A 23,857-nucleotide genomic window follows, 5' to 3' on the forward strand; every position below is an offset into this window, starting at 1 on the left:
CACATCCCGGTTGTGCGTTCTGTGGAGCGATCGACCGACGAAGCCGGTCCGGCGTCCTGAGGAGGAACGGATGCCGGGAGCCCCAGCCGTCGGCAACGCCGTCGAGATCGCATCATCTCGACGAACGAGCATGTCGTCGGCGCCGACGACATGCGTTCTCGCCGAGATCGTGCAATGTCGACGGGGGTGGGAGGGGGATGCGCGGATGCCGTGCGTCGCGTCGGTGGATGTCGCGGCGGCGGCGTACGGTGGAGGGCGTGACCCCCGAACTCGCCGCCCGCATCGTCGCGGATTCGCGCGACCGGGTGGCCTGGGTGCGGGCGCGTTCGCGCGGAATCACCGCGACCGACGTGGCGACGCTCACCTCCGAGCGGGCGATCGCTCGTGCCGCCGATGCCAAGCTCATGGGCTCGGGGTTCTCGGGGAACGCGTACACGGCGCACGGGCGGGCGCGCGAGCCCGAGATCGCGAGCTGGGTCGCGGCTACCCATGGCATCCAGCCGTCGTCGGCGCTCTTCCATGCCGTGGTCGAGAAGCGGCACCTGGCGACCCCCGACGGCATCGCCGTCGACGCGTCCGGACGCGTGGTGCTGGCCGAGATCAAGACGACCAACAAGGCCTGGCGCAGCATCCCCCGGGGCTACCTGCGACAGGTGTGGTGGCAGCAGCATGTGCTCGGCGCCGAGCGCACCCTCGTCGCGTGGGAGCAGCACGATGGCTTCGTGCCCGTCGATGACGAGCCCCGCTGTGCCTGGGTCGACCGCGACGAGGCCGAGATCGCCAAGCTCGTGCACCTGGCCACCGCGCTCATCGACGAGCTCTATCTCCGCACGATGCGCGCACGCCAGGAGCCGGGACGGATGCCGCAGCCGCCGGCCCGCCCGAGGGAACCGTTCCGCGCACTCGCCCTCGCCGACTGACGCGTCACTCGAGCATCGTGACGGTGCGGGTCGCGGCATCCCAGATCCGCAACGCCGTCGCCGCGCCGCGGAGAGGCCGCACGTCGACCGCGCGCAGCGCGTCGGACAGCTGCGCGGCGTCTATCCGCCGGGCCAGCGTGACGTGCGGCGACCAGTGGTCGGACGCGGTGCTGGCGTAGCGCGGCTCGGGCGGGCCCAGCCACTCAGCGACCGCCGCGTGGAACTCCCGCAGGGCGGCGGTGACCACGACGTGCCGCGCGAGGATGACCCGCTCCGCGCCGCCGAACAGGAGGATGCCGTCGAGCTCGAGCGGCAGCGGCAGCGCCGCGGCGAGTCCGGCGAGCCCCGCGACCTGCTGCGCGTCCAGCTGATCCCGCACCGCGAGGGTGAGGTGCGGCCGGTTGCTGAAGCCGCTGTGCCGGCCGGCGCTCGGCAGCCCCGCCTCGATCAGACGCTCCCACTCCGCCCGGATCGCGGCCTCGATGCCCGCATCGGGCAGCAGTTCGACACTGAACACACACCCATCCTGCGCCCGATGGGCTGGTGAGCGCCGCCTTCCGCCCTGTCCATACGGGCGAAAGCGGAGATAGTTGACACAGATCAACGATCCGTATATCGTTGACTTCAATCAACTGTTGACCTGCGTCAACCATTCTCGCGCCACCGTCGCCGCGCCACCCCTCTCCGCTCGAAGGATCTCCTATGGCCACGTCCACCCCCGCGACCGGGCCGGTCGCCACCGAGAGCGCCGACGACAAGCGCCGGCACCGCCGGGTGCTGCAGGCGCTCACCGGTCTGCTGCTCGGCATGTTCGTGTCGATGCTCGCCTCGACCGTCGTCTCGACCTCGCTTCCCGTCATCGTCCACGACCTGGGCGGCGACCAGGCCGCCTTCACCTGGGTCGTCACCGCGACACTGCTCACGACGGCGATCTCGACCCCTATCTGGGGCAAGCTCGCCGACCTGTTCAACCGCAAGCTGCTGATCCAGCTCGCCATCGTGATCTTCGTGCTGGCCACGGCGGCCGCGGGCTTCTCGCAGGACACCGGCACGCTCATCGCGTTCCGCGCCGTGCAGGGCATCGGCGCCGGCGGCCTCGCCGCGCTCAGCCAGGTGATCATGGCCGACATCATCAGCCCCCGCGAGCGCGGCCGCTACATGGGCCTCTTCGGCGCCGTGATGGCCGTCGCCACCGTCGGCGGTCCGCTCCTCGGCGGGTTCATCACCGACACGATCGACTGGCGCTGGAACTTCTTCATCGCCCTCCCCTTCGCCGTCGCGGCGCTCGTCATCATGCAGCGCACACTGCACCTGCCGGCGCGTCCGAAGACCAAGGCGCGCATCGACTACCTCGGCATCGTGCTGCTGTCGACCGCCGTCTCGCTGCTCCTCATCTGGGTGACCAACGCGGGCAAGGACTACGACTGGTGGAGCACCGAGACGATCCTCATGGTCGGCGGCGCGCTCCTGGCAGCCCTGCTGTTCGTGATCGTCGAGCTGCGCTCGAAGGAGCCCCTCGTCCCCCTGACGATGTTCCGCAACCGCACCTTCACGCTCGCGGTCGTCGCGTCGATCTCGATCGGCATCGCGATGTTCGGCACGTCGGTGTTCCTCAGCCAGTACATGCAGCTCGCGCGCGGCGCGACCCCGACCGAGGCCGGCCTCATGACCATCCCGATGATCGGCGGCCTGCTCCTCGCCTCGATCGTCATCGGCGGCCTCGTCACCAAGCACGGCCACTGGAAGCCCTACCTCATCGTGGGCGGCGTGCTGCTGATCGCCGGCTCGTATCTGCTGTCGACGATCCACTACGACACGAACTTCGTGCTCGTCTCGCTCTACATGTTCCTGCTCGGCGCAGGCGTCGGCATGACGATGCAGAACCTCGTGCTCATCGTGCAGAACACCGCCAAGCCGACCGAGATCGGCGTCGCGAGCTCGGGCGTGACGTTCTTCCGCAGCCTCGGCGGCACGATCGGCGTCTCGGTGATGGGCGCGGCGCTCGCCACGTCGGCGACCGACCTGTTCGCCGAGCGCAAGGACGACATCGGGGCTGCCCTGATGAAGCTGGGCGAGAAGGGTGCCGCGATCGGCGAGCAGCTGGCCGCGGGCACCATCCCGCAGGTGTCGGCGCTGCCGGAGTCGATCCGGATCATCGTCGAGGACGTCTACGCCCAGGCCATCGCGCACTCGTTCCTCATCGCCGTGCCGCTGGCGGTCGTGAGCCTCATCGCGATCATCTTCCTGCCCAACAACCCGCTCACGCGTATGACCACGAGCGAGCGCGTCCGGGCGAGCGAGGCCGACCTTGCGACGGTCTCGGTCGCGGAGGGCATGGAGACCCTGACAGCCACCGCGACGGTGGACACGGATGCCGCGTCCCGCGCCGCGGCCGCAGGCCCCGGTTCGCCCGCAGAGACGGCGGACGAGGCATCCGTCACCCGGCGCTAATGTCGAACACGATGATCTCCGACGACACCCGAGCGGCGCGCACCGAGGCGGTGCGCGCCCTCGAGGCGGAGTTCGGCGAGCTGATCAACCGCTTCCGGAAGATCATCACCGAGAACGCCAACCGGGTGAGCCCGGGCATGCTGCCCGGCGCCTACAAGGTGTTCACGACGATCGTGCGGCGCGAGGGCATCACCCTCTCCGCCCTGGCGGAGTCGCTCATGTCCGACAAGGGCCAGATCAGTCGCACGGTGCGTGAGCTCGAGCAGCTCGGACTCGTCCAGCGCACGCCCGACCCCGACGACGGCCGGTCGAGCCTCCTCTCGCCCACGGCCTTCGGCCTGGAGCGGCTCGCCGAGGCGCGGGCACCGCAGGAGAGCCTGCTCGTCGACGCCCTCCAGGAGTGGCCGGTCGACGACATCCTCAACCTGACGCGGCTGCTCCACGCTCTCACCGCCGGAGAGACGCCGGCCGTCTGACCGCCCAGCGGCCCTGCCGGGCGCCCCGGTCCGCGGTCTCAGGCCTGGACGAAGTCGTACTCCTGGAACTGCGCCACTTCCGGCACCCAGCGCTCGGCGACGAACGCCACGTGCGTGGGGTGGTCGTTGTAGGCCTGATAGGCGGCCTCGTCGGCGAACACCATCGAGAACTGGTGACCGAGGTCGCTCTTCGGGCTCACCTGCCGGTTGACCTGGAAGTCGTCGACGCCCGGGATCGACGTGAGCGCGGCGCGCGCATCGGCGAGGAACGCCTGCTCCTCGGCGGAACCTTCGGCGTGGGAGAGGCGGAAGACGACGGTGTGCTGAATCGGCATGCTCCGAGTCTTCCGCATCACTGGTTGCTGAACGCGGCGTCGAACGATGCGGCCGGCGGGGGCCACAGCAGTGACCGCACGAACCGGACCGCTTCCTCGGCGCCGTGGAGCCGGTCCATGCCGGCGTCCTCCCACTCGATGGAGATCGGGCCGGTGTAGCCGATCGCGTCGAGCGCGCGGAACGAGTCCTCCCACGGCACGTCGCCGTGCCCGGTCGAGACGAAGTCCCAGCCGCGGCGCGGATCCCCCCACGGCAGGTGCGACCCGAGCACCCCCGCCCGGCCGTTGCGCGGCCGCATCCGGGTGTCCTTGCAGTCCACGTGATAGATCCGGTCCTGGAAATCCCAGATGAACCCGACCGGGTCGATGTTCTGCCACATCATGTGCGACGGATCCCAGTTGAACCCGAACGCCGCCCGGTGCCCGATCGCCTCCAGTGCCCGCACGCTCGACCAGTAGTCATAGGCGATCTCGCCCGGGTGCACCTCGTGCGCGAACCGCACCCCCTCGGCGTCGAACACATCCAGGATCGGGTTCCACCGCGCCGCGAAGTCCTCGAACCCGCTCTCGATCACCGCCGCCGGCACCGGCGGGAACATCGCCAGGTACGGCCAGATCGACGACCCGGTGAACCCCACCACGACATCGACGCCGAGCTTGCGCGCGACGCGTGCCGAGCGCTTCATGTCCTCCGCCGCACGCTGCCGCACCCCCTCGGCGTCACCGTCGCCCCACACGTACTCACGCAGGATCGCCTGGTGGCGGAAGTCGATCGGCGCGTCGCACACCGCCTGACCACCCAGATGGTTCGAGATCGCGAACACCTTCAGCCCGTGCCGGTCCAGGATCTCCCGCCGCGACTGCACGTACGCGTCGTCCTCGTCGGCACGCTTCAGATCCAGATGATCACCGGATGCCGCGATCTCGAGCCCGTCGTACCCCCACGACGCCGCCAGCCGAGCCACCTCCTCGAACGGCAGATCCGCCCACTGCCCCGTGAACAGGGTGACGGGATGCTCGGCCATGTGTGCTCCTCCGTTGGAGTCCGATCGGGGCGCCCGCCCCTTCCGTCGCCCGGGTCGCAGGGCGGCGCCCGGGGTCGGGCTCAGTCTGTCTGAAGTGCCGTCAGGTACGCCAGGGACCGCTCGGCGAGCTCGTCCTGGCTCGAGGCGAGCGGCCGCCACACCGAGGCGGCGACGGCGATGGTGGCGTTCTCGCCGGTGAAGCTCTCGAGCCCGAGGATGCCGTCGTAGCCGGCGGCGTCGAGCGCCGCGAGGGTCGCGGGCCAGTCGGTGTGGTCGTCGCCCACCGCGCCGCGATCGCTGCCGCACACCTGGACGTGCGTGATGTGGCCCGACGCGGCGCGGATGGCGGCATCCGGCCGCTTCTCCTCGATGTTGAGGTGGTAGGTGTCCAGCGCCAGGCCGAGACCCGGCCCCAGGAGCGGCCCGAGTGCGTCGAGCCCCTGCTCGACGGTGTTGATGACGCTGGTCTCGTACCGGTTGAGCGGCTCGACCCCGAGCGCGAGCCCGTCGACCGCGGCCTCCTCGACCAGCGGGCGCAGGTTGCGCTGCAGCTGCGCCACGATCTCGGTGCGCTCGGCGGCGGTCATGCGCCAGGTCACCCCGGTGGGCGCGTAGAAAGGCCCCGCGACGACGGATGCCCCGACCCGGCGCGCGGCGGCGAGGCACGTGCGCAGGTACTCCTGGGTGGCGGGCACGTTGCCCGCCCGGTCGACGAGCGAGCGGCCGGGGCCCATCGCACCCACGACGACGGGCCGCAGCCGCAGCGAGCCCAGCAGCTCACCCGCGCGCGCGGCATCCCAGTCCCCCGCGTTCTCGAGCGGAAGCTCGATCGCCCCGAACCCCATGCGGGCGATCTTCGGGGCGAGCGCGGCCAGCGACTCATCGGTCAGCGGCGAGGTCCACACCCAGGTGTTGACGCCGATCGTGCGCTGCATGCGCGTGCTCCTCTCTGCCGCAGACCGGCGTGGATGCGACCGTGTCCCACTTTCTGCCCTTCCCGAGACCCGGAAAGCGGTGTCATCGGGACATGACTCCCAGAAAGTGGGACACGGTCGGCTGGGTTACGGGATCTGGCGCTCCTGCCAGACCTCCGGGTAGCCCGGCAGGTTCTCGCCGCCGAACTTCGCGTAGTGGCCGTCGGGCATGCCGTCGTTGGCCTCGAGGTACTGGTCGACCTCTTCGGCGGTGATGGGGCTCTGCGGCAGCACCCACTCCTTCGGCACCTCTTCACCGGCGAAGATCTTCTGCACCGCCAGCAGCGGCGTGCGCCACTGGAAGTTCGAGTAGACCGGGGCAAGACCGGTCAGGCCCGTCTCCTTCCACTTGCGCAGGAAGCTCATCTCGTCCTCACCCGTCATGACGGGGTAGTCGACACCGGCGTCCTCGAACGCCTCGATGGCGGCGACGGCGCCGTCACCGGCATCCATCCACACGCCCGCGACGTCGCCCTTGGCCAGCTCGTCGGAGATGATGCTCTTGATCTCGGCCGGGTCGGCACCCGTGAAGTAGTCGACCGCCTCGATGCCGGCCTCCTCGAACATGTACTCCGCCGCGGCCCAGCGCTGCTCCAGCACGTCGACGCCGGGAAGGATGCGCAGGCCCACGACCTTGTCGCCCTCCTCGAGGTTGTCGATGAGGAACTGCGCGGTGTCGATGCCCCACGCGAAGCCGCCGATCGGGTGGATGAACGTGACCGGGCAGTCGGTCTCCACACCGCGGTCGAACACGATCACCGGCTTGCCGGTCTCACAGGCGCGCTCGACGGCCGGGGTCATCGCCGCCGTGCTGTTCGGCGAGATGATGAAGACGTCGCAGTTGCCCTCCGAGATGAAGTAGTCGATGTCGGCGATCTGCGTGTCGTCGGAGTCCTGCGCGTCGCGCGTCTCCATCTCGCTGATGACACCCGACTCCTGCAGCACCTGCAGCTGCTGGTTCATGGTGATCCAGCCGGTCTGACGCCACGGGTTCGAGATCGACGCGTTGGCGAAGCACGCCTTCTTCGCGCCGGGGCTCGCGTACTGCGTCGTGTCGACCATCTCGGCGTCGATGTACTGCAGGTAGGGCTCGTCCTCCGGACCCTCGGGCACGACCTCGCGCTGGGCCATCTGGGTGTCGAACAGCTCCTGGTCGAACCACGAGTTCTCGCCCGAGTCCTCGGTCGGTGCCGCGGACGAGTCCGGCGGCGCCACGTTCGGGTCGGTCGTGCACCCGGCGAGGGCGAAGAGGCCCACGAGCGCCACCGACGTGGTGGCGATCTTCATTGATCGTCGCATTGCTAGTCTCCTCTGGATTCTGCGACACCCTCGCGAGCGAGGGCAGGTGATGCGGACACCTCGGCGCCATCGGGAGCGTCGGGTCTCTTCCCCTGGACGGGAGAAGTCTTTGCGGGGCCGCCGCGGCGGCGGGACCGGAACACCAGGCCCGAGTACGCCACGGCGGCGATGATGATGACGCCCTGCACGGCGTCGCGCAGGGTCGCCGGGACTCCGGCGATGTTGAGCAGCAGGAACAGCGCCTCGAGCACGAAGGCACCCGCCACGGCCGCCACGATCCAGCCGCGCCCGCCGCCGAGCACGACCCCGCCGAGCACGACCGCGGTGATCGCGACGAACTCGTAGCCGCGGCCCACCGACGGGTGCACACCGGCGTAGCCGACGAGCAGCACCGCCGAGACCGTCGCCGACAGCGACGAGATCATGAACGCCCGCGTCGTGACCCACCAGTCGCGCGCCCCGGAGTAGCGGGCGGCACGCGCGTTGTCGCCGATCGCGATGAGGAGCTTGCCGAGCGGACGCTTGGTGATCCAGATGCCGAGCGCCAGCCACACCGCGAGGACGAGCACCGCCCACGGCAGGAAGTCGATGACCGGGATGTCGCGGATTCCGCCGCGCCCGATCTGGCGGAAGCTGTCGTGCGGATTGCCCGTCGCCGCGCCGCCGGTCCACCACAGCACCAGCCCCAGCAGGGCGAGCATCATGCCCAGCGTCACGATGAACGAGGGCACCTTGAGCAGTGTCGTCAGGAGCCCGTTCACCAGGCCGACGAAGAGCCCGAGCACGATCATGAGGCCGAGCACCGGGATGGTGCGGGATTCGTCCTGCCCCACGAGGTTGCCCGCCACGATCACCTGCGCGGTGATGAGTGAGCCCTGCGAGAGGTCGAACTCTCCCGCGATGATCACGAAGTACTGCCCGATGGCCACGATCGCGACGGGCGCGACGCGCTGGATGAAGCGCATGAGCTGCCCCGGCTCCGCGAAGTTCGGGTTCAGCGCCATGACGGCGACGAGCAGGATCACCAGGAGCAGGAAGACCGCTCCCCGCGGGCTCACGAGTGCCTTCAGGAACCTCATCGTGCACCCCCTCGCGTGGTCGTTCCGCCATCGGTCGCATCGGCCTCGGCTTCGAGGGCGTGGGATGCCGCCACCATCGCCGATGCGGCGGCCTCCGCCTCAGCGTCGCCACCGGTCCGGGTGCCGCCCGGGCCGAACCTCGTGCGCCGGCGCACCACAGCCCGGCGGCTGTAGACGGCGACGGCCGCGACGATGACCACGCCGCGCACGACGTCCTTGAGGAACGGGTTCACCTGCATGACGCTCATGACGTTGTCGACGACGGCGAAGATCGCCACGCCGCCGATCGTGCCCCAGATCGAGCCGCGCCCGCCCATGAGCAGCGTGCCGCCGAGCACGACGGCCGCGATCGACAGCAGCGCGTAGCCGCCCTGCTGCCCGACCGTGGGGCTTCCGACGCCGAGCCGGCTGGCCAGCAGCAGTCCGGCGAGACCCGCGAACACCGAGCAGAGCACGTGGGCGGCGATGAGAGGCGGCCGCGTGCGGACCCCCGACAGCCGTGCGACCTCGGGGTCGCCGCCCACGGCGAAGAGGTGCGCGCCGGTGCGGGTGCGGTCGAGCAGGAACCAGACGATGACGGCGAGCGCGATCATCACGATGGTCGAGACGGGCACGGGACCGACGCCCGTGGCGCCGATGAGCTGGAACGCCCACGGCACTTCGCCGGCGCTCCCCTGGAAGTTGGTGTTGAGGACGCCCTGCAGGATCAGCCCCACGCCGAGGGTCGCGATGAAGCCGTTAACCTTGAGCACCGTCACGATCAGGCCGTTCGCGAGACCGATCGCGGCGCACACGATGAGGGTCAGGGTGACTGCCCACGGGATGTTCGCGGGGTTGCCGTTCATCGTCGTCGCGCCGATGAGGCTGGCGAGGCTGATCACGTAGGTGACCGAGAGATCGAGCGAGGCGCCGAGGATCACCAGTGTCTGGCCGATGGCCACGAGTCCCAGCACGCTCATCCCGGTGAGGATGTCGCGGATGTTGCCCGGGCTGAAGAAGCTGCGGCCGACGGTCGCGACGAGGATCGCGCCCACGACGATGACGAGGAGCAGGATGCCGAGGACGATCACGGTGGAGTCGATGCGGAGGCGCTTCACGGCCTGCTCCCCTCGTCGTCGAGCCGCGGATCCGCGACGTCGGCCCGCCCGGGCTCTTCGGCCGAGCCCGTGGCGGCGGCGAGCACCTCGTGCTCGGCTGATCCCGCCGGAAGCTCGGCGGCGAGCTCGCCGTCGCGCATGACGAGGATGCGGTCGCTCATGCCGATCACCTCGGGCAGCTCGCTCGAGACCATGAGGACCGCCTTCCCCTCGGCCGCCAGCTGGCGCATGAGCTGATAGACCGCGACCTTCGCACCGACGTCGATGCCGCGGGTGGGCTCGTCGAACAGCACGATCTGCGGGTCGGTGACCAGCCACTTGGCGAGCACGACCTTCTGCTGGTTGCCGCCGGAGAGGAACCGCACCTCCTGGTCGACACCGCGAGACGACACCTCGAGCGAGCTCAGGATGCCGGGAACCCGCTTGCGGGCGGCGCCGGTGCGACCGGCGAAGACGCTCCGCACGACGAGCAGGCCGTTGTCGAGGATGGACTGCCCCAGCGCGAGCCCCTGCGCCTTGCGATCCTCCGTGACGAGCGCAAGGCCGGCCCGCACCGCCTCGCGCGGACTCCGGAAGCGCACGGATCGCCCGTCTAGCGTCATTCCCCCTCGGGTGAACCCGTGGACGCCGAAGATCCCCTCGACGAGCTCGGTGCGCCCCGAGCCCTGCAGACCGGCCAGCCCCACGATCTCGCCGGCGCGCAGGGTCAGCGAGACGCCGTCGACGAACTCGTTGCCGCACCCGGTCAGCTCGAGTCGGGGTGCGCCGAGCGTCGTGCCCTCGACGGGTGAGGGGAAGTACGACTGCAGGGGCCGGCCCACCATCCGACGGACCAGTTCGACGTCGGTGAGGTCGGCCGCGGCATCCGTCGACACCAGGGCGCCGTCCTTCAGGATCGTGATGCGATCGCAGAGGTCGAAGATCTCCTTGAGGCGGTGCGACACGTAGATGACGGCGACGCCTCGCGCGGTGAGCTTGCGGACGATCGCGTACAGGAGCTCGACCTCGTGATCGCTCAGGGCGGCGGTGGGCTCGTCCATCGAGATCACCCGCGCGTCGAACGAGAGCGCTTTGACGATCTCGACGATCTGCTGCTCGGCGACGGTGAGCGAGCCGACGCGCGCGCCGGGGTCGATGAACGTGACGCCGAGGCCGTCGAGCAGCTCTCCGGTGCGCCGCTCCATGCCCTTCCTGTCGACGAAGCCCGCGCGCCGCGGTTCACGACCGAGGAAGACGTTCTGCGCGACCGTGCGCTCGGGGAGCAGGTTGAACTCCTGGAACACCGTGACGAGACCCGCGTCCATCGCCTGGCGCGGGTGGGAGAACGCCACCGGGCGCCCTTCGAACTCCACGGTCCCGGTGTCGGCGGCATGCACGCCGGCGAGGATCTTCATGAGCGTCGACTTGCCGGCGCCGTTCTCGCCGACGAGGCCGTGCACCTCGCCGCGGCGGACGTCGAGGTCGATGTCGGAGAGCACCCGGACGCCGAAGAACGCCTTCGAGATGCCCTGGGCACGCAGCACCACGTCCGAGCCGCCGGGCGGCACGGGGGTGTCGGCGAGCATCGTGTCGGTCATGCCGGCACCTCGATCCAGGTTCGGTCGTGCGCCGCGGCCAGCACGGCATCGGTGAGCACCGCGGCGCGCAGGCCGTCGGCGAAGGTCGGGAGGCCGTCGGGGTCGGCGCCGCCGATCGCGGCGTAGACATCGGCGATGAACCCGTCGAAGGCGTCCTGGTACCCCATCGGATGCCCGGCGGGAAGGGTCTGCAGCCGCGCGGCGGCCGGGGCGGCGTGCGCGGGGTCGCGCAGGAGCAGCCGCGAGGCCTTGCGCCCGCCCACCCACAGCTCTTCGGGTCGCTCCTGCTCGAACCGGAGGCTGCGGCGCGTGCCGTGCAGCTCCAGGGTGAGCGCGTTCTTGCGACCGGGCGCCATCTGCGACACCACGAGGGTGCCGAGGGCTCCCGCCGTCGTCTCGAACAGCACGGCGGCGACGTCCTCGTTGGCCACCTCGCGTCCGCCGCGCGCGTCGAACACCCGCCGGGTCCGCGCCGCCAGCCGGGCGATGCGGTCGCCGGTGACGAACTCGATCAAGTCGCACAGGTGCGAGCCGATGTCGGCGAAGGCGCGCGACGGACCGCCGGTCGCGGCATCCGCCCGCCAGTCGTCGTCGCTCGGACGCAGCATCCAGTCCTGCAGATAGGCGCCGTCGACCGTCAGGAGTGTGCCGACCTCGCCGGCATCGACCCGCGCGCGGGCCTCACGGACCATGGGATGGTAGCGGTAGACGAAGGGGACGGCCGCCACGACGCGGGCGTCAGCGGCCGCGGACGCGAGCGGCCCGGCGTCGGCGGCCGACGTCGCGAGCGGCTTCTCGCACACGACATGCTTCCCGGCGGCGAGCGCCGCCGCGGCGTAGGCCGCGTGCGTGGCGTTGGGCGTGCAGATGTGCACCACATCGATGTCGGATGCCGCGAACACCCCGTCCGCGTCGTCCTCCGCGCGGGCGATGCCGAGCTCTCGTGCTGCCGACTCGGCGCGGTCGCGGCGGGAGGAGGCCAGTGCGGTGAGTCGTGCACCCGCACGTCGCGCCGCCGCGGCATGGACCCGCGCCATGAAGCCGCCGCCCACGATGCCCGTGCGCAGCGTCTCGACGCCGATGTCGATGACTTCCGTAGTCATGCGGCGATTCTGACACGCAACGCCAGACTTTTGCTAGCACTCCGTCAAAAGTGATCTGGTCGTGATGTTAAGGTCGCCCTCGGACGACGCAAGCCCTGTGCTTTACTGTCGCCATGGTCGACGCATTGCGCGGCAGTGGAGCCGGCGGCGGAGCGGGCGAGATCTTCCAGATCCTCCGCGACGGTCACGCGCGCACCAAGGCGGAGCTCGCCACGCTCACCGGCCTCGCCCGGTCGACCGTGTCGGGCCGCGTCGACACGCTGCTGGCCGCGGGACTGCTCCGACCGGCGGGCGAAGCCGCCTCCACCGGCGGCCGGCCGCCCGCCCGCGTGGCGTTCAATCCGCTCGCCGGCGTGGTGATCGCCGTCGACCTCGGCGCGACGCATGCCACGGTCGCGGTCGCAGATCTGGCGGCGAACATCCTGACGTCCCACACCCACCCGCTGGACATCGCCGACGGGCCCGAGCGCGTGCTCGACTCGGTGATCGCCGAGGGCGCCGGCCTGCTCGAGCGCCAGGGGATCGCGCCCACCCAGGTGGTGGGCGTCGGGATCGGCGTGCCCGGCCCCGTCGAGCACTCGACCGGGCGACCCACCAACCCCCCGATCATGCCCGGCTGGGACCGCTTCGACGTGCCGCACTACGTGCAGCGCACCTTCGACGTGCCCGTCCTCGTCGACAACGACGTGAACATCCTGGCACTCGGCGAGCAGGCGCTCAGCTGGCCGGGCGTGGCGGACCTCATCTTCGTCAAGGTGTCCACCGGCATCGGCGCCGGCATCATCTCGGGCGGCGCGCTGCAGCGAGGAGCGCAGGGCTCGGCGGGAGACATGGGCCATGTGCAGGTGCCCTACAGCCACGACTCGCCCCGGCCCCCGGGCGACCAGCGCGATCTCGAGGCCATCGCCAGCGGTACGGCCATCGCGGCCGACCTGCGTGCGCAGGGCATCGATGCCGCGGGCGGCTCGGAGGTCGTGGCGCTGGTGCGGGCCGGCCACCCCGCCGCCATCACCGCAACGCGGCAGGCCGGTCGCGAGGTCGGCGAGGTGCTCGCGACGGTGGTCAACATGCTTAACCCGTCGGTCATCGTCATCGGCGGCAGCATCGCGCGCGCGGGCGAGCACCTGCTCGCCGGCGTCCGCGAAGTCGTCTACCGCCGGTCCATCCCCCTCGCGACCCAGCACCTGGGCATCGTGCAGTCGCAGGCCGACGAGACCGCCGGCGTGCTCGGCGCGGCGATCATGGTCACCCAGCAGGTGCTCTCCCCCGCCGCCGTCGAGCTCCGCGCCGCCCGGGCGTGACGCCTCCGGTGCGCGATCCGGGCCGGGGCGCGCCGGGGGCCGTGCCCGACGCTTAGCACCCGCGTAACACGACCGAGACGAACTCGCGGTTGACTGGTGCCACCGGGGTTCAGTCGGTGCCGATGACGGCACGCCCGCGGAAGGAGTGCACCATGAGGTTCCGACCGCTGCGATCGACGCCCGAGTCCCCGCTCGCGACGGTCGAGGCGCCGCCCGCCGAGATGGCGGCGATCGTCATCGACGCCGCCGGCGACGCAGATGCGCTGCGTGCGGCATCCGTTCCCGTCCCCTCCCCCGTGCTCACCGAGCTGCTCGTGCGCGTGGTCGCCGCCGGCGTCAACCCGATCGACGCGAAGACCCGCGCCGGAAGAGGCGTCTCGGCAGCCATCGATGCGTACCCCGCGACGCTCGGGTTCGATTTCAGCGGCGTCGTGGTGAAGAGCCCCTACGAGTCGCATCCGTTCCCGCCGGGCACCGCGGTGTTCGGCATGGCCTCCTTCCCGCGCACCGGCGGCACCTATGCCGGCTACGTGGTGGCGCCGTCGCTGTCGGTCGCCCGCAAACCGGCGAGCCTGTCGCACGTCGAGGCCGCCGGCGTGCCGCTGGCCGCACTGACGGCCTGGGGGCTCGTGGTCGAGACCGCGCACGCGCACGAGGGGCAGCGCGTGCTCATCCACGCCGGCAGCGGCGGGGTCGGTCACTTCGCCGTGCAGTTCGCCGCCTACTTCGGCGCACACGTCACGGTCACGGGCTCTGCCCGCAACGCGTCGTGGCTGCGTGAGCTCGGCGCCTCAGTGGTGATCGACTACACCACCACCCGGTTCGAGGAGGTGGTCGGTGAGGTCGACGTCGTGATCGACCTCGTGGGGAACGTGCAGGCTCGGACAGGGATGCGATCGCTCCAGGTGCTGCGCCCGGGCGGCCTGTACGTGCTGGTGCCCACCGGATCCTGGCCGGGCTATGCCGAGGCGGCAGCCGACGCCGGTGTGCGGGCGACGTCGTTCAAGGTGACCCCCGACGGCAGCGCGCTCGCGACGATCGCGCGTCTGCTCGACTCCGGCGCGGTGCAGGTCTACATCGAGCAGGTCTTCAACCTCTCCGATGCGGCCGCCGCCCATCGCGCGATCGAGGGCGGTCACACGCGCGGCAAGGTGGTGCTGCGGGTCAGCGACGACTGACCTGCGCACGGGCGCTGGTCGCCGGGTGCTGCCCGCGCGGGCACGGGTCGGCGGGCTCGGCCGCGCGGCGCGGGTCGCCGGGTTGCCCGCACGGGCACGGGTCGCCGGGATCGGCCGCGCGGGCGCGGGTCGCCGGAGACGGCCGCGGCGCCCGGCCCGTCCGCAGCGGAACCGCTGCCCCCTCGGCGCGCGGTCACCCGACCGCGGCGAGCACCCGCCGCCCCTCGGCGACGATCGCGTCGGCGATCGCATCGAGCAGCGGCGAGCGCAGGTTCCACTGCTGCCAGTGCAGCACGACGTCGACCGGCGCGCCGCCGAGAAGCACGAGCTCGCCCCGCTCCAGGGCGTCCTGGGACTGGAAGCGCGGCAGCATCGCCCACCCCAGCCCGAGTCGCACGGCCGCCGCGAAGTCGTTCGAGGCGGGCACGTAGTGCCGCGGCGGCAGCCCGGGTTCGACCCCCTGCCGCGCGAGCCACTCGTTCTGCAGGTCGTCGCGGCGGTCGAAGTCCACGAGCGGCGCAGCGGCCAACGCCGCACCGCGGTCGCCTCCGAGCCACCGCTCGACGAATGCGGGCGTGGCCACGGCTTCGTAGCGCATCGCGCCCAGCACCGATGAGCGGCATCCCGCGACGGGGGCGGCCCGCGAGGTGACCGCGCCCATCACGGTGCCCGATTCGAGCAGTCCGGCGGTGAAGTCCTGATCGTCGCGGTGGAGGTCGAAGACGACCGGATGCCGCTGCGCCAGCCGTGCGAGCGGCTCGAGGAACCAGGTGGCCAGCGAGTCGGCGTTGACCGCGAGCGGCACGCTGGTGATCGCGGTCGCGTCGTCGTCGGCGCCGAGCTCGGTCAGCGCGTCGTGCTCGAGGAGCGCCGTCTGTCGCGCCAGGCGGACGACCGACATGCCGGCCTCCGTCGGCCGCACCGGCTTCGACCGCACGAGCAGCAGCCGGCCGAGCTGCTCCTCGAGGGCCTTGATGCGCTGGCTGACGGCGGACGGCGTGACGTGCAGCCGCCGCGCGGCAGCATCCAGCGTGCCCTCGTCGACGACGACGGCCAGCGTCTCGGCAAGCTCGAACGGGATGCGCATCTTCAGTGGTGCTAATGGTACTGAAGGAACATGAGCTGTACTACCGGTCGCGACCGCCGTAGCGTCGAAGCATGCTCACCCCCTTGCTCGCCGGTCTCGGCCTCGGGCTCTCCCTCATCATCGCCATCGGCGCGCAGAACCTGTTCGTGCTGCGTCAGGGCCTGCGCCGGGAGCACGTCTTCGCGGTGGCGGCGATCTGCGCGGTGTCGGATGCACTGCTGATCGCCCTCGGGGTCTCGGGCATCGGGTTCGTGCTGGCGGGCGCCCCGTGGCTGATCGACGCCGTGCTCTGGGCCGGTGCGCTCTTCCTCGTGGGCTACGGCGTGCTCGCCGCGCGACGCGCCTGGCGTCCGTCCGGCGAGGTGCTCGGCGACGGCACCGCCGCCCCTGCCGCCGACGCCGGAGACATCCCCGGCCCCGCCTCGCCGGAGCCGCCACGCGGGACGGTGGCCGCGGCATCCGTCCCCGCCGCCGTCGTGGCGCCCCCCACCGCCAAGCGCCTGCTGCCGGTGCTGCTGACGTGCCTCGCGCTCACCTGGCTCAACCCGCACGTGTACCTCGACACCGTGTTCCTCCTCGGCACGGTCGCGAACACCCACGGCGAGGCGCGATGGGTGTTCGCGGCAGGGGCCATGGCCGCGAGCGTCCTGTGGTTCTTCGGCCTCGCGTTCGGCGCGCGGGCGCTCGGCCGCTGGCTCTCCACGCCGCGAGCCTGGCGCATCCTCGATGCGGTGATCGCCGTCGTGATGATCGTCCTGGGGGTCTCGCTCGTCCTCCCCCACTGACCGGAGTCAGCCGTCGATCTGGGCCTTGCGCGCCGCGATCAGCGCCCGCACCACGTCATCGGGCAGCGGATGCTCCGGCTGGAAGCGGATCGTCCCCTTGTCGAGCCCGACGCCGGGATGCCCCTCGAGCGACGCAGCCACCGCCGACACCGCATCGGGGCTGAACGGGTAGACGCCGATGTGCTTCTTCGCCCGCATCACCGACACCAGCGGCTTGCCGCGATACACGAGAGCCGGCATCCCGTATCCGAGCCCCTGCTCGGCGTCGGGCGCCTGCTCCCGGGCGATCGCGTAGATGCGCTCGATCGAGGGGCGGTCGGCGGCATCGAGCCCGGCCAGGAGGTCATCGACGGTTCCCATGCCCGCATCCTGCCATCGGGTGGCTCGCCGGCGACACCCCGCCGGGTGCACGATGGACGCATGAAGCGCGTGCACGTGACTGTCCGCGGTGACGTGCAGGGCGTCGGCTACCGCTACACCCTGCGCATGATCGCGCACGAGGCGGGGGTCGCCGGCTGGGTGCGCAACCGGCGCGACGGCTCGGTCGAGGCCGAGGTCGAGGGCGCACCCGCCCAGCTCGACGAGGTGCTCGCGTGGATGGCCGAGGGACCGCCCGGCTCGCGCGTCGAGAATGCGACGGTGACGGATGCCGCCACCACCGGCGAGCGCGGCTTCGAGGTGCGACCGACCGCGTGACCCGGCGCGGCCGCGACCGCGGTCAGCCGGGGATTCCGGCGGTCAGCTCTGCGAAGACCTCTGCGGCGTCATCGCTGGTCGCGAGCCCCGCGGCCTGGCCCGCCCACAGCGACACCAGGTCGCCGGCGCCGCGGCGCCCGGCCTCCGCGCGGAACTGCCCGGCGAGCCAGTTCTGCGCGGGGAACGGTGCGATCACGCCCGCCGTCTCGATGGTGCGCATGGCGCGGTTCGGGATGCCGCGGGCCAGCCGCCCGCTCATCGCCCGGGTGAGGACGGTGCTCGTGTCGACGGCGTCCGCGAGCGCAGCGCGGTGCGCCGCCGTGGCTTCCGACTGCGTCGTGCGCAGAAACGCAGAGCCGACCTGCACGCCCGACGCGCCGAGCGCGAACGCCGCCGCGACGCCCCGCCGGTCGGCGATGCCGCCTGCCGCGATGACGGGAACGTCCACGGCGTCGACGACCTGCGGCACCAGCGCGAACGTGCCCACGAGCGACTGCTCGGCCGGCCGCAGGAACGACACGCGGTGTCCGCCTGCCTCCGCTCCGGTGGCGACGACGGCATCGACGCCGGCCGCCTCCAGCGCGACGGCCTCCGCGACCGTCGTGGCCGTGCCGATGAGACGGACGCCGCGACTGTGCGCCGGCGCCACCAGGCGCTCGGAGGGCGCACCGAACACCAGGCTGAGGACGGCGGGCGCGGCATCCAGCACCGCCGTCAGCTGCGCGTCGAGGTCGGGGAGGAACTCCAGCGGCGGGGTGGGACGCGCCAGCCCCAGCTCGTCGAAGAGCGGTGCCGCAGCCTCGGTGGCCGGCGCCAGGTCGACGTCGGCCGGCGTCACCTCGTCGCCCGTCGGTAGCCAGAGGTTGACCGCGAACGGCCGCGCCGTGGCCGAGCGAAGCGCGGCCACGGTGTCGCTGATGCGGTCGGCGGAGTACCCGTAGAGGCCGTACGATCCGAGTCCGCCGGCCTCCGACACCGCCGCCGTGAGCTCGACCGACGACAGCCCGCCGAAGGGGCCGAGCACGATCGGCGCGTCGATTCCGAACAGTTCCTGGAGCGTGGCGACCATACCTGCGACGCTACTCCGCTCCGTCCCCGCGATGACGTCCCCCTCCGCGTCGCCTCCCCGACCCCCACGCCGATTTCGAATCGCGCACTTCGCACCGATCCGGGGGCTGGAACTGCAAAGTGCGCGATTCGAAATCGGTCGGCAGCAACGACGAAGGCCCCACCCGAGCGGGTGGGGCCTTCGGTGCGACCTGGCGGTCGCTGAGCTTGTCGAGACGACTCAGACGAGCGCGTTGACGTCCAGCGGGATGCCGGGGCCGAACGTGGTCGACACGGCGCCCTTCTGGATGTAACGGCCCTTCGAGCTCGAGGGCTTCAGGCGCACGATCTCCTCGAGCGCGGCCTTGAGGTTCTCGTCGAGCTGCTCGGCCGAGAACGACGCCTTGCCGACGACGAAGTGCACGTTGGCGTGCTTGTCGACGCGGAACTCGATCTTGCCGCCCTTGATCTCCTCCACGGCCTTGGCCGGGTTGGGGGTCACGGTGCCGGTCTTGGGGTTGGGCATGAGGCCGCGGGGGCCGAGCACCTTACCCAGGCGACCGACCTGGCCCATGAGCTCGGGCGTCGCGACGGCCGCGTCGAACGCGGTCCAGCCGCCGGCGACCTTCTCGATGAGCTCGGCGCCGCCGACCTCATCCGCACCCGCGGCGATCGCGGCCTCAGCGGCCGGACCCGTCGCGAATACGATGACGCGGGCGGTCTTGCCGGTGCCGTGCGGGAGGATGACGGTGCCGCGCACCATCTGGTCGGCCTTGCGCGGGTCGACCGAGAGCTTCAGCGCGACCTCGACGGTCGAGTCGAACTTCGCCGAGCCGGTCTGCTTCGCGAGCGCGACGGCCTCGGTGGGCGTGTAGAACTTGTCCGCCTCGATCTTGGCGGCAGCGGCCTGGAAGGCCTTGGACTTGGTAGCCATGATTACTCTTCCCCTCAGTCCTCGACCGTGATGCCCATGGAACGGGCGGTGCCGGCGATGATCTTCGAGGCGGCCTCGATGTCGTTCGCGTTCAGGTCGGCCTGCTTGGTCTCGGCGATCTGGCGCACCTGGTCCTTGGTGAGCTTGCCCACCTTGGTCGTGTGCGGCGTCGGCGAGCCCTTCTGGAGGCCGGCGGCCTTCTTGATGAGCTCCGCGGCCGGCGGGGTCTTCAGGATGAAGGTGAAGCTGCGGTCCTCGTAGACGGTGATCTCCACGGGGATGACGTTGCCGCGCTGCGACTCGGTCGCGGCGTTGTACGCCTTGCAGAACTCCATGATGTTGACGCCATGCTGACCGAGCGCGGGGCCGATCGGCGGCGCCGGGTTGGCGGCACCGGCGTTGATCTGAAGCTTGATCAGGCCGGTCACCTTCTTCTTCGGTGCCATTCTCTTTCCTTTCAACGAACGGATGCCGGGGCACCCTGTTCTCCCGCGAATCCGGCCGTTCCGGACCGCGGTGTCGATCGCGCGGGCGCTCAGCGCACGCGCAAACCTGCAGAGTCTACCAGCAGGTAGCTCAGAGTTTCGTGACCTGGTCGAAGCTGAGCTCGACCGGGGTCTCGCGCTCGAAGAGGGAGACGAGGACCGTGAGCTTGCCGCTCTCGGGCTTGATCTCGCTGATCGTGCCGGGCAGGCCCGCGAACGAGCCTTCCTTGATGGTGATCGTCTCGCCGACCTCGAAGTCGACCTCGGCCGGGATGACGCGCGCAGCGGTGGCCGCGCCCTTCTTGGCCGCACCGCCCTTGGCGCCCGCGACCTCCTTGACCTCGACCAGGCTCTTCAGCATGTTGAAGGCCTCTTCGAAGCGCAGCGGGGTCGGGTTGTGGGCGTTGCCGACGAAGCCGGTCACGCCGGGGGTGTGACGCACGACCGACCAGGTGTCTTCGTTGAGCTCCATGCGCACGAGCACGTAGCCGGGGATCCGGACGCGCGTGACCATCTTGCGCTGCCCGTTCTTGATCTCGACGACGTCCTCCATCGGGACCTCGATCTGGTAGATGTCCTCCTCGACCTCGAGCGTCGACTTGCGCTGCTCGATGTTGGCCTTCACCTTGCGCTCGAAGCCGGCGTAGGAGTGGATGACGTACCACTTGCCCGGGAGGGTGCGCAGCTCGGTGCGGAACGCCTCGTAGGGGTCCTCGTCGTCGTCGCCCTCGTCTTCGGAGAGCTCGCCCTCGGAGCTCTCGCCGTCGAAGTCTGCGGGAGCCTCGGCGGCGTCGGCCGGGGAGACCGAAGCCTCGACCTCGTCCACGACGCCGGCTGCGGCATCCACCTCCTCGACGAAGTCCTCGTCGAGGACCGGCTCGTCCTCGTCGCCGTTCACGTCGGGACCGTCGTAGGGCGCCACCTCGTCGGCGGCCTCGGCCTCGCGCTCGGCGACCTCCTCGGCGATGGAGTCGTTGATGACCTCGGCCGCGGCCTCGGTCTCGGCCGTCTCGTCCAGGTTCAGCGCGTCGTTCACGATGGCGTCCGCCTCCGGGTCGTCGATGTCGATGTCGTCCAGGTCCGCGTCATCCTCGTCGGCGTCGTCGACGATGTGGATCGCGGCGTGCTCGGCGGCCTCGACCGACCGCTCCTCCGCGGCCAGGACGTTGCCTTCCTGCGCTTCGTCGTCCTCCGACGACTGCTCGGCGGCCGTCGCCCAATCGGCGTCGTCGACATATCTTTCAGTCACGTGAGTTCTCTTCCGTTCCGTCCGCTGCCGGACCTGAGGTCCGCCCGTGTCATGCCGCCGGTGCGAGCCGGAGGCGCTCGGGATCAGGCGCCGGGCACTCCGAAGACGTACGCCGTGATCCACACGAACAGCACGTCGAGCCCGTAGACGAGGGCCATCATCACGACGACGAAGCCGAGCACCACCGCCGTGTACTTCAGCAGCTCCTGGCGCGTCGGGGTGACGACCTTGCGGAGCTCGGCGAAGACCTGGCGGACGAACAGGGCGATACGAGCGAAGACGTTCGGCTTCTTCTCGCGGGGAGCGGTCGTCCCGTCAGCGGGGACGACCTCGCCCTTCGGCTCGTCCTGAACCATCGATGCCACCTGATTACCTTCCGTGAGCCGGCACGGGCCGACTGCACTTCGTTACCAACTTCCACCGATGTCGTTCCATCGGTGTGCGCTGATGCGCAGGGCGGACAGGAATCGAACCTGCAACCTGCGGTTTTGGAGACCGCTGCTCTGCCAATTGAGCTACCGCCCTAGAGACCCGGAGGTCTCGTGATGCCCGCACTCTTCCCCTCTCACCGCGGCTTGAGGATCCGCACCCGGAGACGGGCACGGCGAAAGAATGCAGACTTCAACTGCATGATCCAGTGTACGGCATGCCCGCTGGCCCCGCGAACCGGGACCGCCTCTGCACGCGCGCCGTCACCGGTTCAGTACTGCTGCACGCCGTAGCGATCCGGCTCCGGAGTGCGCGCGAACGCCCGCCCCGAGATCGCCGTCGCCTCGACGCGCACGAAGGTGTATTTGAGCGTCGGGATCCAGGGCTTGAGGCCGAGTCCGTCAGCGCGCTCCACGTCGGCGGAGCGGTCGAGCGGATGAGCGCGTCCCCGCACGATCACGCTCCACGCGTCGGCGTCGGTGTGGTCGTCCACCTCGAAGAGCACCTCATCGTTGACGGTGAGCTCGAACAGCTTGCTGCCCTGCGCGGTGCGGAACAGCACGCTCTCGCCATCGACGACGTAGTTCACGGGGAAGATGTCCAGCACCTCGCCGACCCGGGTGACGAGGCGTCCGAGCTCCTGCCCCCGCAGGCGCTCCCAGCACTCTTCATCGGAGAGGGCGACGACGGGATCCGGTGTGTCTGCCATGACTCCATCCTGGCCCGCCCACCGCGACGGCGACACCCCCGGACGGCGGCGGGAGCATTCGGGCATGCCGCTCCCCCAGACCCGCCTGGACGACCTGTGGGACTCCGGCGATCCGGTCGCCTCCGAAGCGGGGCCTCGCACTGAGCCGCCGAGACCGGGGATTCGCGCCGAGACCGAGGGCGATGCCCTCGAGTTCGACGCGAATCCCCTGGTTCGACGACGTTCGTGTCAGCCGGCGACGCGGATCAGCTTCTTGTTGACGAACTCGTCGGCGGCCAGCAGGCCCATCTCGCGGGCGGTGCCGGACCGCTTCACGCCGCCGAAGGGCAGCTCGGGCGAGTCCGCGAGCACGATGTTGACGTAGACCATGCCGGCGTCGATCTTGTTCGCGATGCGCTCGGCCTGCTCGGGGTCGGTGGTGTAGACGTAGGAGCCGAGCCCGAAGCTGGTGTCGTTGGCGATCGCGACCGCCTCGTCCTCGTCGGCGACCTTGTAGACCACACCGGCCGGCCCGAACAGCTCCTCGCGGTAGACGTCCATGTCGGAGGTGACCCCGGCGAGCACCGTGGGCTCGTAGAACGCACCGTCCCGCGTGCCGCCGGCCACGAGCGTCGCACCCTGCGCCACGGCGCGATCCACCTGCTCCTGCAGGCGCTCGGCGGCGGCCAGCGACGACAGCGGGCCGAGGACGGTGTCGTCGGCGAACGGGTCGCCCATCTTCGACGCCGTCATCGCGGCGGTGAACTTCTCGAGGAACGCGTCGTAGAGGCCCTCCTGCACGATGAACCGCTTGGGGGCGTTGCACGACTGGCCGTTGTTGTCCATGCGGGCCTCCACGGCAGCCTCGACGGTCGCGTCGAGGTCGTCGGTGGACAGCACGATGAACGGGTCGGAGCCGCCGAGCTCGAGCGCGACCTTCTTCAGGTTCTGGCCGGCGAGGGCGGCGACCGCCGCTCCCGCGCGCTCGGAGCCGGTGACCGAGACGCCTTGCACCCGGCGGTCGGCGATGATCGTCGCCGCCTGGTCGTTGGTGGCGTACACGTTCGTGTAGACGCCGTCGCCGAGTCCGGCATCCGCGTACATCTGGGCGATGGCCGCCGCCGACTCGGGGCACTGCGGGGCGTGCTTGAGCAGGATGGTGTTGCCCACCACGATGTTCGGCGCGGCGAAGCGGGCCACCTGGTAGTAGGGGAAGTTCCACGGCATGATGCCCAGCAGCGCGCCCAGCGGCGTGCGGCGGATGACCGCGGTGCCCTCGCCCAGGATGTCGATCGGCTGGTCGGCCGTGACCTTCTCGGCGTTGTCGGCGTAGTACTCGGTGATGTCGGCGGCGAAGTCCACTTCGCCGAGCGCGGCCGACAGCGGCTTGCCCATCTCGCGGACGATGATCGCGGCGAGCTCGTCGCGACGCTCGCGGTGGAGCTCTGCCACCTTGCGGATCCGGGCCGCGCGCTCGGCGACCGGCACGTCGCGCCACGTGCGGTAGGCGGCATCCGCTCCCGCGATCGCGGTCTCGAGCGCCTCGTCGCTGATGGTCGGGTACGTGGCCAGGGTCTCGCCCGTGGCCGGGTTGACGACGGCGTAGTCGGTCATGTTTCCTCTCCGATCGGATGGATTGGGG

At 70.8% G+C, this 23,857-nt stretch carries 25 protein-coding genes and 1 tRNA gene; 7 read left to right on the forward strand and 19 right to left on the reverse strand.

Features of this window, described 5'->3' with window-relative positions; all coding sequences use genetic code 11:
* The first annotated feature begins 257 nt into the window (after nucleotides 1–257).
* Nucleotides 258–920: a YqaJ viral recombinase family protein gene (locus tag R8Z57_RS02620; RefSeq protein ID WP_318352195.1), complete on the forward strand. Its 663-nt coding sequence runs from the start codon at nucleotides 258–260 to the stop codon at nucleotides 918–920.
* 4 nt (nucleotides 921–924) lie between these two features.
* Here R8Z57_RS02620 and R8Z57_RS02625 read toward each other — a convergent pair whose 3' ends face one another.
* A complete protein-coding gene (locus R8Z57_RS02625; protein WP_318352196.1) occupies nucleotides 925–1,437 on the reverse strand; it encodes a 2'-5' RNA ligase family protein in 513 nt (170 codons plus the stop codon).
* A 185-nt stretch (nucleotides 1,438–1,622) separates the two neighbouring features.
* Here R8Z57_RS02625 and R8Z57_RS02630 point away from each other — a divergent pair, with 185 nt between their 5' ends.
* Together R8Z57_RS02630 and R8Z57_RS02635 are read left to right on the forward strand one after the other, a co-directional pair.
* Nucleotides 1,623–3,371, forward strand: a complete 1,749-nt coding sequence (locus tag R8Z57_RS02630; RefSeq protein WP_318352197.1) for an MDR family MFS transporter — start codon at nucleotides 1,623–1,625, stop codon at nucleotides 3,369–3,371.
* Between the two features lie 11 nt (nucleotides 3,372–3,382).
* Nucleotides 3,383–3,847, forward strand: a complete 465-nt coding sequence (locus tag R8Z57_RS02635; protein ID WP_318352198.1) for a MarR family winged helix-turn-helix transcriptional regulator — start codon at nucleotides 3,383–3,385, stop codon at nucleotides 3,845–3,847.
* A gap of 38 nt (nucleotides 3,848–3,885) precedes the next feature.
* On the opposite strand, the gene R8Z57_RS02640 is transcribed toward R8Z57_RS02635, so the two are convergent.
* The 8 genes from R8Z57_RS02640 to R8Z57_RS02675 all read right to left on the reverse strand — a co-directional run bounded on the left by R8Z57_RS02640 (nucleotide 3,886) and on the right by R8Z57_RS02675 (nucleotide 12,336).
* Nucleotides 3,886–4,182 (reverse strand): Dabb family protein, encoded by a 297-nt coding sequence (locus tag R8Z57_RS02640; protein WP_318352199.1) that lies wholly within the window; start codon nucleotides 4,180–4,182, stop codon nucleotides 3,886–3,888.
* Between the two features lie 17 nt (nucleotides 4,183–4,199).
* On the reverse strand, nucleotides 4,200–5,207 hold the full coding sequence (locus tag R8Z57_RS02645; RefSeq protein ID WP_318352200.1) for a sugar phosphate isomerase/epimerase: 1,008 nt from the start codon (nucleotides 5,205–5,207) through the stop codon (nucleotides 4,200–4,202).
* Between the two features lie 80 nt (nucleotides 5,208–5,287).
* On the reverse strand, nucleotides 5,288–6,142 hold the full coding sequence (locus tag R8Z57_RS02650) for a sugar phosphate isomerase/epimerase (protein WP_318352201.1): 855 nt from the start codon (nucleotides 6,140–6,142) through the stop codon (nucleotides 5,288–5,290).
* 126 nt (nucleotides 6,143–6,268) lie between these two features.
* Nucleotides 6,269–7,468, reverse strand: coding sequence for a substrate-binding domain-containing protein (locus R8Z57_RS02655; RefSeq protein ID WP_378723338.1), 1,200 nt, complete (start codon nucleotides 7,466–7,468; stop codon nucleotides 6,269–6,271).
* Nucleotides 7,469–7,482: 14 nt separating this feature from the next.
* Nucleotides 7,483–8,559, reverse strand: a complete 1,077-nt coding sequence (locus R8Z57_RS02660) for an ABC transporter permease (protein ID WP_318352203.1) — start codon at nucleotides 8,557–8,559, stop codon at nucleotides 7,483–7,485.
* The gene (locus R8Z57_RS02665) at nucleotides 8,556–9,656 is read right to left on the reverse strand and encodes an ABC transporter permease (RefSeq protein ID WP_318352204.1); all 1,101 of its coding nucleotides are present in this window, start codon (nucleotides 9,654–9,656) and stop codon (nucleotides 8,556–8,558) included. Before R8Z57_RS02665 ends, R8Z57_RS02660 begins: the two co-directional genes overlap by 4 nt.
* Entirely contained in the window at nucleotides 9,653–11,233 is a 1,581-nt protein-coding gene (locus tag R8Z57_RS02670; RefSeq protein ID WP_318352205.1) for a sugar ABC transporter ATP-binding protein, read from the reverse strand. The genes R8Z57_RS02665 and R8Z57_RS02670 overlap by 4 nt, the downstream gene beginning before the upstream one ends.
* Nucleotides 11,230–12,336: a Gfo/Idh/MocA family oxidoreductase gene (locus tag R8Z57_RS02675; RefSeq protein WP_318352206.1), complete on the reverse strand. Its 1,107-nt coding sequence runs from the start codon at nucleotides 12,334–12,336 to the stop codon at nucleotides 11,230–11,232. The genes R8Z57_RS02670 and R8Z57_RS02675 overlap by 4 nt, the downstream gene beginning before the upstream one ends.
* A gap of 113 nt (nucleotides 12,337–12,449) precedes the next feature.
* On the opposite strand from R8Z57_RS02675, the gene R8Z57_RS02680 reads away from it, so the two are divergent.
* Together R8Z57_RS02680 and R8Z57_RS02685 are read left to right on the forward strand one after the other, a co-directional pair.
* Nucleotides 12,450–13,637 (forward strand): ROK family protein, encoded by a 1,188-nt coding sequence (locus R8Z57_RS02680; protein ID WP_318352207.1) that lies wholly within the window; start codon nucleotides 12,450–12,452, stop codon nucleotides 13,635–13,637.
* A 152-nt stretch (nucleotides 13,638–13,789) separates the two neighbouring features.
* Entirely contained in the window at nucleotides 13,790–14,815 is a 1,026-nt protein-coding gene (locus R8Z57_RS02685) for an NADP-dependent oxidoreductase (protein WP_318352208.1), read from the forward strand.
* 193 nt (nucleotides 14,816–15,008) lie between these two features.
* Here R8Z57_RS02685 and R8Z57_RS02690 read toward each other — a convergent pair whose 3' ends face one another.
* The gene (locus R8Z57_RS02690; protein WP_318352209.1) at nucleotides 15,009–15,902 is read right to left on the reverse strand and encodes a LysR family transcriptional regulator ArgP; all 894 of its coding nucleotides are present in this window, start codon (nucleotides 15,900–15,902) and stop codon (nucleotides 15,009–15,011) included.
* Between the two features lie 71 nt (nucleotides 15,903–15,973).
* On the opposite strand from R8Z57_RS02690, the gene R8Z57_RS02695 reads away from it, so the two are divergent.
* Nucleotides 15,974–16,687 (forward strand): LysE/ArgO family amino acid transporter, encoded by a 714-nt coding sequence (locus R8Z57_RS02695; RefSeq protein WP_318352210.1) that lies wholly within the window; start codon nucleotides 15,974–15,976, stop codon nucleotides 16,685–16,687.
* 6 nt (nucleotides 16,688–16,693) lie between these two features.
* Here the strand turns inward: R8Z57_RS02695 and R8Z57_RS02700 are convergent, their stop codons facing one another.
* Nucleotides 16,694–17,047 (reverse strand): DUF1801 domain-containing protein, encoded by a 354-nt coding sequence (locus R8Z57_RS02700; protein ID WP_318352211.1) that lies wholly within the window; start codon nucleotides 17,045–17,047, stop codon nucleotides 16,694–16,696.
* Between the two features lie 60 nt (nucleotides 17,048–17,107).
* Between R8Z57_RS02700 and R8Z57_RS02705 the strand changes: the two genes are divergently transcribed.
* A complete protein-coding gene (locus tag R8Z57_RS02705; RefSeq protein WP_318352212.1) occupies nucleotides 17,108–17,383 on the forward strand; it encodes an acylphosphatase in 276 nt (91 codons plus the stop codon).
* A gap of 22 nt (nucleotides 17,384–17,405) precedes the next feature.
* Here the strand turns inward: R8Z57_RS02705 and R8Z57_RS02710 are convergent, their stop codons facing one another.
* The 8 genes from R8Z57_RS02710 to R8Z57_RS02745 all read right to left on the reverse strand — a co-directional run bounded on the left by R8Z57_RS02710 (nucleotide 17,406) and on the right by R8Z57_RS02745 (nucleotide 23,829).
* Entirely contained in the window at nucleotides 17,406–18,452 is a 1,047-nt protein-coding gene (locus R8Z57_RS02710; protein ID WP_318352213.1) for an NAD(P)H-dependent flavin oxidoreductase, read from the reverse strand.
* Nucleotides 18,453–18,671: 219 nt separating this feature from the next.
* Nucleotides 18,672–19,364, reverse strand: coding sequence for a 50S ribosomal protein L1 (gene rplA, locus R8Z57_RS02715; RefSeq protein WP_318352214.1), 693 nt, complete (start codon nucleotides 19,362–19,364; stop codon nucleotides 18,672–18,674).
* A gap of 14 nt (nucleotides 19,365–19,378) precedes the next feature.
* The gene (rplK, locus tag R8Z57_RS02720; RefSeq protein ID WP_192634886.1) at nucleotides 19,379–19,810 is read right to left on the reverse strand and encodes a 50S ribosomal protein L11; all 432 of its coding nucleotides are present in this window, start codon (nucleotides 19,808–19,810) and stop codon (nucleotides 19,379–19,381) included.
* Nucleotides 19,811–19,940: 130 nt separating this feature from the next.
* Nucleotides 19,941–21,098: a transcription termination/antitermination protein NusG gene (gene nusG, locus R8Z57_RS02725; protein WP_318352215.1), complete on the reverse strand. Its 1,158-nt coding sequence runs from the start codon at nucleotides 21,096–21,098 to the stop codon at nucleotides 19,941–19,943.
* 83 nt (nucleotides 21,099–21,181) lie between these two features.
* On the reverse strand, nucleotides 21,182–21,454 hold the full coding sequence (gene secE, locus R8Z57_RS02730; RefSeq protein WP_318352712.1) for a preprotein translocase subunit SecE: 273 nt from the start codon (nucleotides 21,452–21,454) through the stop codon (nucleotides 21,182–21,184).
* A 96-nt stretch (nucleotides 21,455–21,550) separates the two neighbouring features.
* Nucleotides 21,551–21,623 (reverse strand) — tRNA-Trp (locus tag R8Z57_RS02735).
* Nucleotides 21,624–21,798: 175 nt separating this feature from the next.
* On the reverse strand, nucleotides 21,799–22,236 hold the full coding sequence (locus R8Z57_RS02740) for a pyridoxamine 5'-phosphate oxidase family protein (protein WP_318352216.1): 438 nt from the start codon (nucleotides 22,234–22,236) through the stop codon (nucleotides 21,799–21,801).
* A 228-nt stretch (nucleotides 22,237–22,464) separates the two neighbouring features.
* Nucleotides 22,465–23,829, reverse strand: coding sequence for an NAD-dependent succinate-semialdehyde dehydrogenase (locus R8Z57_RS02745; protein WP_318352217.1), 1,365 nt, complete (start codon nucleotides 23,827–23,829; stop codon nucleotides 22,465–22,467).
* Nucleotides 23,830–23,857 lie beyond the last annotated feature (28 nt).

The sequence above is a fragment of the Microbacterium sp. M3 genome, assembly GCF_033548675.1.
Taxonomy (GTDB): Bacteria; Actinomycetota; Actinomycetes; order Actinomycetales; family Microbacteriaceae; genus Microbacterium; species Microbacterium arthrosphaerae.